Here is an 11,785-nt window from a genome sequence, read left to right on the forward strand (position 1 = left end):
GCGGGGGCCGGATAGATTGCCGGGACCAGCCACCCCGCCGCCCCGGGAGCCCCTCGTGCTCGACACCACGGACGCCGCCCTCGTAGCCGAACTCCAGCGCGACGGCCGCGTCAGCTACCAGCGGCTCGCCGAGCTGCTGGAGATCTCCCGGGAGGCCGCGCGGGCCCGGGTGCAGCGGCTGCTGACCCGGGGTGAGGTGCGGATCGTCGGCATCGTGCCCCCCGCCGTCGCCGGGATCACCACCGTCGCCCATGTCTCCCTGGACGTCGCCGGCCCCGCCCGGCCGGTGGCGACGGCGGCCGCCGGACGGCGGGCGGCCAGCTTCGTCTCCTGCACCGCCGGTCCGCGGAGCGTGCTGGCCGAGTTCAGGGTGGCCGACGACGCCGCGCTGGAGCGCGAGTTCGCCGCGCTGCGGGCGGTGCCGGGGGTGCGCGGCGTCGAGGTGTTCCGCTGCACCGAGCTGGTCCGGGACGCCTACGCGCAGGCCGCCCCGGACGTCCGGACGGGCGGGCTGCCCACCCTGGACGCGACCGACCGGCGGCTGCTCGGGCTGCTCCAGGCCGACGGGCGGGCCAGCTTCGCGGCACTGGCGGATCGGATCGGCCTCTCCCAACCCGCCACCCGGGCAAGGGTGTTGCGCCTGCTGGAGGTCGGCGCGGTGCACGTCACCGGCCTGGTGGAGTCCCGCGCGCTGGGTGTCCGGGAGGCCGCCGGGGTGGGGCTCGGGGTGCACGGACCGGTGCGGGAGGTCGCGGAGGCGGCCGCCGCGCTGCCCGGCGTCAACTACGTGGCCGCCGGCTACGGCCGCTTCGATCTCGTCTGCGGACTGGACGCCCCGGACCGTCCGGCGCTGCTGAACGGACTGGAGGCGGTGCGGGCGCTGCCCGGCGTGACCCGCTCCGAGTCCTGGGTGCACCTCGACATCGTCAAGGAGTCCTACACCTACGATCTGCCCATCGAGTAGGCATTTGATAGCCCCAGTTAACGAATGGCGCATGATTCGCAGGGCGATGGCAATTCATTGAGCGAAATGACAGCCGAAAGGCCTTGACGCTTTCTTTTCACCCACCTTTCAATGGTCGGACACCTTCCCCGTGAGAGAGTCCGGTCCCCCGATGGTCTCTTCCCCTCCCCCACAGCCCGCCGGCTCCCCCCAGCCCGCGGTCGAGGCGCTCCCCCGTTCCCTGGGCGTCTTCGGCGGGGTCCTGCTCACCCTGTCCTGCGTCACCCCGGCCTCGTCGCTGTTCATCGTGGTGCCCCCGCTGCTGATGTCGCAGGGCAGCGGTGCCGTGCTCAGCCTGCTGATCGCCGCCGTGCTCTCGCTGGGCGTCGGCCTCTGCTACGCCGAACTCGGCACCCTGGTGCCCAGCGCCGGCGGCGAGTACTCGATCGTCGGCCAGGTGCTCGGCCGGCTGGCCGGCTGGCTGGTCTTCATGATCTCGATCGTCTCGCTGCTGGTCATCCCGCCGATCATCGCGCTCGGCACCGCCGGCTACCTCGGCTCGGTGCTCTCGCTGGACCCGGCGGTCGCCGGCGCCGTCGTGATGGCGCTGGCCGTCGCGGTCGGCGTCCTGGACATCAAGTCCAACGCGCTGATCACCGGCGTCTTCCTCGGGCTCGAAGTGCTCGCCGCCGGGATCGTCGCGGTGCTCGGCTTCACCCACGTCCACCAGCCGCTGTCCTCGCTGGTGCACGCCGTCGTCCCGGACGGGCAGGGCGGCACCTCACCGTTCACCCTCGGACTGCTGGTCTCCGGGCTCGCCGTGGCGATGTTCACCTACAACGGCTTCGGCACCGCCGTCTACCTGTCCGAGGACCTGCGCGACCCGCGCCGCTCGGTCGCCCGTACGGTGCTCTGGTCGCTGCTGGCCGGGGTCGTGGTGATCACCGTCCCGGTGGTGGCGATCTGCCTCGGCGTCGACTCGCCGGACCGGCTGGCCGCCGGCGACCTGGTCGCCATCGTCGACTCCTGGGCCGGCAGCACGGTGGGCACCTTCGTCAGCCTCTGCATCGCCGCCGCCATCCTCAACGCCGTCATCGTCATGGTGATCCAGAACGGCCGGGTGCTGTACGCCTCCGCCCGCGACCGCACCTGGCCCGACCCGGTCAACCGGGCGCTCGGCACGCTGCACCCGCGCTGGGGCTCGCCGTGGGTCGCCACGCTCGCGATCGGCGCGCCCGGCGCCGTCCTGGCCCTGACCGTGCCGATCGACGCGCTGCTCGGCTTCACCGGCGTCGTCGTCGCCGTGATCTACCTGCTGCTCGGGGTCGCCGCGCTGCTCGCCCGACGCGGCCGCCACCGGGACACCGCCGCCTGGCGGATGCCGCTCTGGCCCGTCGCTCCCCTGCTCACCACCGTCGTGCTCGGCTACGCGCTCACCCGCCAGGCCGGGCGGGACCTGCTGATCACCCTCGCGGTGCTGCTCGTCGGCGTCCTGTACTGGTTCCTCTACCTGCGCCCGCGCAGCGCGACCCACTGGGTGCTCAGCCTCCCGGCCGACCAGGCCGACCAGCCTGACCGGGTCGAGCGGCCCGACCGGGCCGACCGGGCCGACGCCCCGCGCAGCGACGCGGACGGGCCCGCCACCACCGCCGACCGCACCCCCGCCGCCACCGCCTCGGAGAACTCGTGAACCGCCCCGCCGACCTGATCGTCCACAACGCCCACGTCCACACCGTGGACGACCGCCGCCCGCGCGCCGAGGCGGTCGCCGTCCGCGACGGCCGAATCGTCCACGTCGGCGACGGCGACGACTGGCGCGCCCTGGCCGGCCCCGCCACGGAGGTCGTCGACGGCCGCGGCCGCCTGCTGGTGCCCGGCTTCGTCGACAGCCACAACCACGTCCGGCTCGGTTCCGACGCCGCCTGCGTCCAACTCGCCGGCGCCACCGACCTGCCCGAGATAGGCCGCCGGATCGGCGCGTGGCTGGAGCGCAACCCCGACGCCGACTGGATCGAGGCCGAGGCCTTCGACTACTCCGCCGTCCCGGGCGGCCGGATGCCCACCGCCGCCGATCTCGACCCGTACACCGGCGACCACCCCGCCCTCGTCCTCAGCTACGACGTGCACACCGCCTGGCTCAACACCGCCGCGCTGCGCCGCCTGGGCATCACCGCCGACACCCGCGAACTCGCCTTCGGCACCGTCCGCAAGGACCCGGCCACCGGCGAGCCCACCGGCTTCCTCACCGACTTCGCGGTGCGCGGCCTCTCCCGCGACGGACACCGCGCGCTGCGCGCCGCCGGCGTGCCGTGGGCCGACCCCGACCGGCAGTACGGGCGGCTCGCCGCCAGCCTCGACATGGCCGCCAGCTACGGCATCACCACCGTCGTCGAACCGCAGAACTCCCTGGACGACCTCGCCCTGTTCGAGCGGGCCATCGCCGAGGGCCGGCTGCGCTCCCGGCTGGTCGCCGCGCTGTTCCACCCGCGCGGGACCACCGCGGCGGACCTCGTCGAGTTCGCGGCGGCCGCCCGCCGCCACAACGGCGACCGGTTCCGGGTCGGCCCGCTGAAGCTGTACATCGACGACGTGGTGGAGCCGCACACCGCCGCGCTGCTGGAGCCCTACGCGGGCCACCACAGCCACCGCGGCGAGACCTTCTACCCCGCCGAGGAGTTCGCCGAGCTGCTGACGGCGCTCGACGCGGCCGGCTTCCAGGCCTTCGTGCACGCGACCGGGGACCGCGGCATCCGCACCGTGCTGGACGCCGTCGAGCACGCCCGCCGGGTCAACGGCCCGCGCGACGCCCGGCACCAGGTCGTCCACGTCGAGTGCCTCGACCCGGCCGACGTGCCGCGCTTCGCCGAACTCGGCGTGGTCGCCTGCATGCAGCCCCGGCACTGCTCCCCCGACATCGCCGGCCCCGGCAAGGACTGGGCCGAGGCGGTCGGCGAGGGTCGCTGGTCCAAGGCCTGGCCGATGCGCAGCCTCCAGGAGGCCGGGGCCACGCTGGCCTTCTCCAGCGACTGGAACGTCGCCGAGATGGACCCGCTGGTCGGCCTCTACACCGCCGTCACCCGCCGGGGCCTGGCCGGCGGCGACCCGTGGATGGCCGAGGAGACCGTGTCGCTGGCCACCGCGCTGCGCGGGTACACGCTCGGCAGCGCCCACGCCAACTTCCTGGACGACCGGCTCGGGTCGCTCACGCCCGGCAAGCTCGCCGACCTGGTGCTGCTCTCCGACGACCTGTTCGCCCTCGACCCGAAGGCGATCCTGGAGGCCCGCGTCGAGCTGAGCGTGGTCGACGGGGAGGTCGTGCACCGGGCCTCGTGACCGCCTGCCGTGCCCCCGGTCCCGGCTCCCGGTCCCGTCTCCCGGTCCCGGCCGGGGGAACGAACCGGGGGCACGAACCGGGGCACGGTCAGCGGCCGACCTCGCGGGCGCGGAAGTCCTCGACGGTCTCACGGCGGATCAACAGCCGCGCCCGGCCGTCCCGGACGGCGGCGACGGCCGGGCGCCCGACCAGGTTGTAGCCGGAGGCCATCGAGAACTGGTAGGCGCCGGCGGCCGGGACGGCCAGCAGGTCCCCGGCCCGCAGGTCGGCCGGGAGGCCGGCACCCCGGACCAGCACGTCGCCGGCCTCGCAGTGCCGGCCGACCACGTCCGTCCGGGCCGGCGGGGCGTCGGAGTGCCGGCCGACCAGCCGCACGGTGTACGGGGACCCGTAGAGCGCGGGCCGCGGGTTGTCGCTCATGCCGCCGTCGACGGCGGCGAAGACCCGGCCGTCCGCGCCGTGCTTCACGGACAGCACCCGGTAGACCGCCACCCCGGCCGGCCCGACGACGGCCCGGCCCGGCTCGACCACGAGGCGCGGCACCGCGAGCCCGGCCTCGGCGCAGCGGGCCGCGAGCCGCTGCGGCACCCGGGCGGCGAAGCCGGCGAGGTCGAAGGCGTCGTCCCCGGGCAGGTAACGGATGCCGTGGCCGCCGCCGAGGTCCAGTTCGGGCAGCTCGACGCCGTGCCGGTCGCGCAGCTCGGCGAGGAAGGCCACCACGGTGTCCACGGCGGCGAGGTAGGGCTCCACCTCGGTGATCTGCGAGCCCAGGTGGCAGTGCAGGCCGACCAGGTCGAGCCCGGGCTGGGCCAGCACCCGGGCGATCGCGTCGGCCGCGTCCCCGCCGGCGATCGGGAAGCCGAACTTCTGGCCGCCGACGCCCGTGCGCACCGCCTCGTGGTGGCCGGCCGCGATGCCCGGGACGACCCGGACCAGCACCCGCTGCGGCGTGTCCGCCGCCACCAGGGCCGCCAGCCGGGCGATCTCCCCCGGCCCGTCGATGACGATCCGGCCGACCCGCAGCCGCCGCGCGAGCCGCAGCTCCTCCGGCGTCTTGGCGTTCCCGTGCAGCACGATCCGCTGCGTGGGGAACCCGGCGGAGGCGGCCAGCCAGAGTTCGCCGGACGAGCAGACGTCCAGCCCCAGGCCCTCCTCGGCGACCCAGTCGGCCATCGCGCCGCAGAGGAACGCCTTGGCCGCGTAGAGCACGTCGGCCTGCGGCAGGGCCTGCCGGTAGGCGCGGGCACGGGCCCGTACCTCGTCCTCGTCCAGGAGGTACAGCGGTGTGCCGAACCGGTCGGCGGCCTCGGCCAGGCCGACCCCGCCCACCAGCAGGTCCCCGCCGGGGGCGGCGTGCGCCGAGGCCGGCCAGGGAGCGCCGAGCGGCGCGGCGGTCCCGGGGAGCCCGTCCGGTGCGGGGCCGGGCCCGGCGGCCGGCGCGGGGTCGGCGCGGCGGGCGGGGGTGGGGAGGACGGCGGTCGGGGTGGCGGACTGCTTCGTCATGGCGGGCTGCTCCTGCGGGGGAGGTCGGGAGGGTCGGCGCGCCGGGGGTGTCGGGCCCGGCGCGGGCGGCGTCAGTCGAGGTAGTGCAGGGCGATCCGGCAGTGCGCCGACCGGCCGCGCGAGGACCCGGCGGCGGTGGACGGCTCGTCAGCGTCCTCGTCCTCCTCCGGTCGGAGGGCGTCCGCCGGCCGGAACGCGGCGATCGGCCGGAGGGCCGCGACCGGCGCGGGGCGGCGGCGCGGCGGTACGCCGTCGGGCCCGACGGCGGCGAGCCGCCCTGCGGCGGTGACGGCGGTGACGGCGAAGCGGGCCTGGGTGTCGCTCATGGCGAACGTTCCTTCCGGAGTGGCCGCGGGCTCCGGTGCGGGGCCCGCGACTCCAGTGGAGCCCCGGTCCGCCCCGGCCGCGGCCGGCCTTGACGCGGGGCCTACGCGCGACGGGCCCTCCTTGACGGGTTCCTGACGTCCACCGCGGCGAACGGGTGGGGCCGGCGGCTCTGCGCGGCGGCGGCCGCCCGCCGGGGAGCGCGAGCGCGGCCCGGACGGCGGGTCCGGCAGGCCCGGACGGCGCTCCGGCAGGCCCCGACAGCCGGCTCGACGGGCCGCGAACCACCCGCTGGACAAGATATGTCGTCAACCTGCATATACTTTTCCTCGGCAGGTGCGATATACATACGGGGTATGCAAGCCCGGCCCGGCCCGGAGGCTTCCCGCCCCGCCGTCCGAGGGCTTCCCGACGCCCGATCTCTCAACAAGGGGGACCCATGTTCCAGACCAGTCCGTCCAGGCGCGGTACCGAACCGGTGCTGCACCTGGACAACGTCACCCGGGTGCACGGCCGGGGCGCGACCGAGGTGCACGCGCTGCGCGGGGTGGACCTCAAGGTGCGGGCCGGCGAGTTCGTCGCCGTGATGGGCCCGTCCGGGTCCGGCAAGTCGACCCTGCTGGCGCTCGCCGGCGGCCTGGACGCCCCGACCACCGGCCAGGTCCTGGTCGAGGGGGTCGCACTCGGCGGGCTCAGCCGCAAGAAGCTGGCCGCGGCGCGGCGGCACTCGATCGGGTACGTGTTCCAGGACTACAACCTGGTGCCGGCCCTCACCGCCGCCGAGAACATCGCGCTGCCGCGCGAACTCGACGGCGCCCCGGCCAAGGTGACCCGCCGTGAGGCCCGGGCCGCGCTGGAGGAGCTCGGCATCCCCGAGCTCGCCGACCGCTTCCCCGACGACATGTCCGGGGGCCAGCAGCAGCGCGTCGCCATCGCCCGCGCGCTGATCGGGGAGCGCCGCCTCGTCCTCGCCGACGAACCCACCGGCGCCCTCGACTCCGCCAACGGCGAGGCCGTCCTCGCCGTGCTGCGCGCCCGCTGCGACGCCGGCGCCGCCGCGATGATGGTCACCCACGAACCCCGGCACGCCACCTGGGCCGACCGCGTCGTCTTCCTCCGCGACGGGCTGATCGTCGACGAGGGCTTCGGCCGCGACGCCGCGAGCCTGCACACGATGGCCGCCCGCCACGGGAACCGGACGGAGGCCACCGGATGAAGCTCGGACCCCTGAAGGTCGCCCTGCGGATCGCCCGCCGAGACGCCCTGCGCGCCAAGGGCCGCAGCGCCCTCGTCATCGCCATGATCTCGCTGCCCGTGCTCGGCGTGGCCGGTGCCGACATCGTCTACCGCAGCGGCCAACTCGCCCCGGCGGAGCGGGTCGAACGGCTGCTCGGCGGAGCCGACGCGCTCGTCACCGCCTACGAGCCGGGCAGCACGGTCGAACAGCTCCCCTTCGCCGAGGACGGCACGCTCGCGCTCGGTGTCCGGCCCGGCCAGGCACCCACCGCGGAGCAGACCCGCAGCACCGGCGCCGACCCGGCCGCCCTGCTGCGGGAGCTGCTGCCCGGCGCCACCCTGCTGCCGGCCGCCTCCGGGCTCAACGCCAGCGCCGGCTCGCCCAACGGCCTGCTGCGGACCGCGACCGCCGAGGCCGACCTGACCGATCCGGTCTGGAAGGGCCGGCTGAACCTGGTCGAGGGCCGCGCCCCGAGCGCTCCGCACGAGGCGGCCGTCACCCGGGAGTTCCTCACCGAGTCCGGCCTGCGCCTGGGCGACACCACCACCCTCAAGGGGCTGGAGAAGACGCCGTTCCGGGTGACCGGGGTCGTCGAGCACCCCGGCGACCTCGCCAAGGTCGAGATCGTCGGCCGCCCCGGCGAGGTCCTCGCCCAGCTCGTCGCGGCCGCGCCGGCCGCCGCCAAGCCCCCGACCGGGGCGGGCGAGCGGTCCACGCCGGGCAAGCCGGCCTGGCTGCTCCGGCTGCCGGGCGAAAAGGCCCTCGGCTGGGAGAGCGTCAAGGAGCTGAACCGCTACGGCTTCAGCGCGACCTCGCGCGCGGTGGCACTCGACCCGCCCGCCGATTCACAGGTGCCGTACCACAGCCATGCCCCGCTGCGGTTCGACTCCGGCGGCGCGCTGCGCTCCGGCAGCACCGTCGTGGTGGCCACCGTCGCGGGGATGGCCCTGCTGGAGGTCGCCCTGCTCGCCGGGCCCGCCTTCGCGGTCGGCGCCCGCCGCTCCCGCCGGCAGCTCGCGCTGGTCGGGGCGAGCGGTGGCGACCGGGGCCACATCGCGGCCGTCGTCCTCGGCTCGGGCGTGGTCCTCGGCACGGTCGGCGCGGTCGCCGGCGTGGTCCTCGGCACCGGCCTGGTGGCCGCCCTCCGCCCGTGGATCGAGGAGACCGCCGGCACCCGGTTCGGCCATTTCGGCCTCGAAGCGCCGGACCTGCTTGCGATCGCCCTCGTCGGTGTCGTCACCGCCCTGCTCGCCGCCGCGCTGCCCGCCCTGCAGGCCGCCCGGCAGAGCGTCGCCGCGGGCCTCACCGGCCGCGACACCGTCAAGCCGCCGAGCCGCTGGACCACCGCCGCCGGCCTGGTGCTCTTCGTCGCCGGCGCGGCCACCGCGCTGCTCGCGGTGGGCACCGACGACGGCACCGGCCGCGGTCTGCCGGTCTTCGCCGGCCTGGACGCGCAGACCCTGATGGTGCTCGCGGGATCGGCCGTCGCCGAGCTGGGCCTGCTCGCCCTCACCCCGCTGCTGATCGCCCTCTGCGGCCGGCTCGCCCGCTTCCTGCCGCTCGGCGGCCGGCTCGCCCTGCGCGACTCGGCCCGCCACCGCGGCCGCACCGCCCCCGCGATCGCGGCCGTGATGGCCGCCGTCGCCGGCTCGGTGGCCGTCGGCCTCTACACCGCCAGCAGCGACGCCCGGGACGCGGCCGCCTACCGGCCGCACAGCCCGGTCAACTCCGTCTCGCTCGGCGTGCTCACCGACTCCCCCCAGCTCCCCCGGCTGCGCGCGGCGATCGAGCAGGACCTCCCGGACCTCGGCGAGCGCGCCGATCTCGGCGCCGCGGTCTACTCCTGGTGTGCCGAGTGCTCCAGCAACGTCACCGTCAAGGACGGCCTGGGCCGCGGGCCGCGCCCCCTGGTGGTCGGCGACGCGGTCGCCCTGCGCAACGCCTTCGCCGTCCGTGACGCGGCCGCCGAACAGGCCCTGGCGGCGGGCAAGGCGGTGGTCTTCGACCGCGCCCAGCTCAGCGGCGACAAGGTGCTGCTCCAGCTGACCGGCGGCTTCACCGCTCCTCCGCAGCCGGGTGTCAACCCGACCCAGGAGGTCCGCGAGATCGCCGTCGACGCCGTCCTGGTCGACAACCCGGCCGCCGCCCGGTACGGGGCCGCCGTGGTCAGCCCCCGGACGGTCACGGACCTGCACCTGACCGTGAAGCCCACCGGCTCGGTCTGGCTGCCGGCCACCGCGCCGGACCGCAAGGCGACCCAGCGCGCCGAGGCCACCGCCGACCTGATCCTGCCGACCGCCTCGTTCGACGTGGAACGCGGGTTCAGCTCGAAGAGCGATCTGCCGACGCTCGCCCTCACCGGCTTCGCCGCGCTGGTCGTCCTCGGCGCCGCCTGCATCGCCACCGGCCTCGCCGCCGCCGACTCCCGACGCGACCAGGCGACGCTCGCGGCCGTCGGAGCGCCGCCGGGGATCCGCCGGAGCCTCTCCGGCATCCAGTGCGCGCTGATCGCCGTCCTGGGCGCCGCCCTCGGCACCGTCAACGGGTTCGTCCCGGCGGTCGCCCTGCTCAAGGCCCGCGCCGTCGACTACCCCGGGGCCACCGACCCGATCGTCGTGCCCTGGGCGGACATCGCGCTCACCACCCTGGCCGTCCCGCTGGTCGCCGGGCTGCTGGCGGTCCTGTTCACCCGCTCCGACACCCCGCTCACCCGCCGGCTCGGCTGAGTCCGCGGTGCCCCGGGCGCCGTCTCCCCGCACGCCGCGGGGGGACGGCGCCCGTCGTGCGCCCACCCCCGGGGCCGCCCGACCCCGCCCGACCCCGCCCGGCCGACCCGGCCGCGTCGTACGCTGACGATCACCCTCTCCCGGCCTTCCGAAGGTGGCGCAGTGAACCGACCGACCCCACCCGTGACCGCCCGCACGGCGACGCCCGCCGACGTCGACGCGATCGTCGCCACGCTGACGACCGCCTTCTTCGACGACCCGCTCTGGGGCCCGCCGTTCCCCGACCGCGAGCGGCGCGCGGCCCAGGCGTCCGCGATGTGGCGGCTGTTCGCCACCTCGGCGCTCCGCTACCCCTGGACGCTGGTGACACCGAACGTCGAGTCCGCCGCGCTCTGGATCCCGCCCGGCGGCACCGACCTCAGCCCGCGGGAGCAGGAGACCTTCGAGGAGTTCCTGGTCGGCATCACCGACCGGGCCACCGCCGACGGCCTGCTCGAAATCTTCGACGTGCTGGACGCGGCCCACCCGAGAACCGAACCGCACTTCTTCCTGAGCCTGCTCGCCACCCACGGCGACCACCGCGGCCAGGGCCTCGGCATGGGACTGCTCGCCGAGAACCTCGCCCGCGTCGACGCCCTCGGCGCCGCCGCGTACCTGGAGTCCTGCAACCCCGCCAACAACGAGCGCTACGCCCGGGCGGGCTTCCACGAACTCGACCGGGTCACCGTCCCCTCCGGGCACGTCGTCTCCACCATGTGGCGCCCGGCCCGTCCCTGAGCCGGCCTCCGGTGTCGGGGGCCCCCCCCCGGCCCCCGACACCTCCCCCGAGCGCCTTCCCCAGGACTCCGGGCCCCGGCTCCGGCCGGGCCCGGGGCTGTGGCCGGACCCGTCCGGTGGTGGCAGAGTGGCGCCCATGTGCGGCCGCTTCGTCTCCACCACCACGCCCCAGGACCTGCTCGGCCTGCTCGGCGCGGCCGGCCCGCCCCCGGCCGAGACCCTCGCGCCGAGCTGGAACGTGGCCCCCACGGACCCGGTCTGGACGGTGCTGGAACGGGTCGACCACGAAACGGGCGAACTCGCCCGCCGGCTGCGCCCGATGCGGTGGGGGCTGGTGCCCTCCTGGTCGAAGGACCCGGCCGGCGGGGCCCGGCTGATCAACGCCCGGTCCGAGACGGTGCACGAGAAGCCCGCCTTCCGCTCCGCCTTCGCCAAGCGCCGCTGCGTCCTGCCGGCCGACGGCTACTACGAGTGGGTGCCGGTGGCCGCCGCCGACGGCCGGAAGGCCTACAAGCAGCCGTACTTCCTCCACCCCCGGGCCGGCGGCCCGCTGCTGATGGCCGGGCTGTACGAGTTCTGGCGCGACCGCTCGCTGCCCGAGGACGACCCGGCGGCCTGGCTCACCACGGCGACGATCATCACCACCGACGCCACCGACGCGGCCGGCCGGGTCCACGACCGGATGCCGCTCACCATCGGCCCGGCCGACCTCGACGCCTGGCTCGACCCCGAACACACCGACCCGGTGGGGCTGCGGCGGCTCCTCCACACACCGGCCGGCGACGAACTCGCGGTGCGGCCGGTCTCCACCGCCGTCAACAGCGTCCGCAACAACGGCGCCGAGCTGCTGGCGGCCGTGCCGGACCCGGTGGGGCACGGCGACGGACCGGGCTGACCGGGCCTCCCCACCCGGCCCCTGCCGCCCCGGACCTCCCTGACCC

At 76.0% G+C, this 11,785-nt stretch carries 9 protein-coding genes; 7 read left to right on the forward strand and 2 right to left on the reverse strand.

The annotated features are described in order from the left end of the window. Positions 1–55 precede the first annotated feature (55 nt). The 3 genes from ACFXHB_RS08850 (at position 56) to ACFXHB_RS08860 (ending at position 4,276) form a co-directional block, all read left to right on the forward strand. Complete coding sequence (locus ACFXHB_RS08850; protein WP_380573147.1) at positions 56–964, forward strand: Lrp/AsnC family transcriptional regulator; 909 nt, start codon at positions 56–58, stop codon at positions 962–964. A gap of 151 nt (positions 965–1,115) precedes the next feature. After that, positions 1,116–2,633: an APC family permease gene (locus tag ACFXHB_RS08855; RefSeq protein WP_380573149.1), complete on the forward strand. Its 1,518-nt coding sequence runs from the start codon at positions 1,116–1,118 to the stop codon at positions 2,631–2,633. After that, the gene (locus ACFXHB_RS08860) at positions 2,630–4,276 is read left to right on the forward strand and encodes an amidohydrolase (protein WP_380573151.1); all 1,647 of its coding nucleotides are present in this window, start codon (positions 2,630–2,632) and stop codon (positions 4,274–4,276) included. The genes ACFXHB_RS08855 and ACFXHB_RS08860 overlap by 4 nt, the downstream gene beginning before the upstream one ends. 88 nt (positions 4,277–4,364) lie before the next feature. On the opposite strand, the gene lysA is transcribed toward ACFXHB_RS08860, so the two are convergent. Both lysA and ACFXHB_RS08870 read right to left on the reverse strand, forming a co-directional pair. Then, positions 4,365–5,780: a diaminopimelate decarboxylase gene (lysA, locus tag ACFXHB_RS08865; RefSeq protein WP_380573152.1), complete on the reverse strand. Its 1,416-nt coding sequence runs from the start codon at positions 5,778–5,780 to the stop codon at positions 4,365–4,367. A gap of 71 nt (positions 5,781–5,851) precedes the next feature. Next, positions 5,852–6,106, reverse strand: coding sequence for a hypothetical protein (locus ACFXHB_RS08870; RefSeq protein ID WP_380573153.1), 255 nt, complete (start codon positions 6,104–6,106; stop codon positions 5,852–5,854). Positions 6,107–6,543: 437 nt separating this feature from the next. Between ACFXHB_RS08870 and ACFXHB_RS08875 the strand changes: the two genes are divergently transcribed. From ACFXHB_RS08875 to ACFXHB_RS08890, 4 genes are all read left to right on the forward strand, one after another. Continuing rightward, entirely contained in the window at positions 6,544–7,320 is a 777-nt protein-coding gene (locus ACFXHB_RS08875; RefSeq protein WP_380573154.1) for an ABC transporter ATP-binding protein, read from the forward strand. Beyond that, entirely contained in the window at positions 7,317–10,067 is a 2,751-nt protein-coding gene (locus ACFXHB_RS08880) for an FtsX-like permease family protein (protein ID WP_380573155.1), read from the forward strand. The genes ACFXHB_RS08875 and ACFXHB_RS08880 overlap by 4 nt, the downstream gene beginning before the upstream one ends. Before the next feature lie 162 nt (positions 10,068–10,229). After that, entirely contained in the window at positions 10,230–10,844 is a 615-nt protein-coding gene (locus tag ACFXHB_RS08885) for a GNAT family N-acetyltransferase (RefSeq protein WP_380573157.1), read from the forward strand. A gap of 136 nt (positions 10,845–10,980) precedes the next feature. Beyond that, a complete protein-coding gene (locus ACFXHB_RS08890; RefSeq protein ID WP_380573158.1) occupies positions 10,981–11,739 on the forward strand; it encodes an SOS response-associated peptidase in 759 nt (252 codons plus the stop codon). Positions 11,740–11,785 lie beyond the last annotated feature (46 nt).

It is taken from the genome of Kitasatospora sp. NPDC059327 (assembly GCF_042752535.1).
In the GTDB taxonomy this organism is placed as follows: Bacteria; Actinomycetota; Actinomycetes; order Streptomycetales; family Streptomycetaceae; genus Kitasatospora.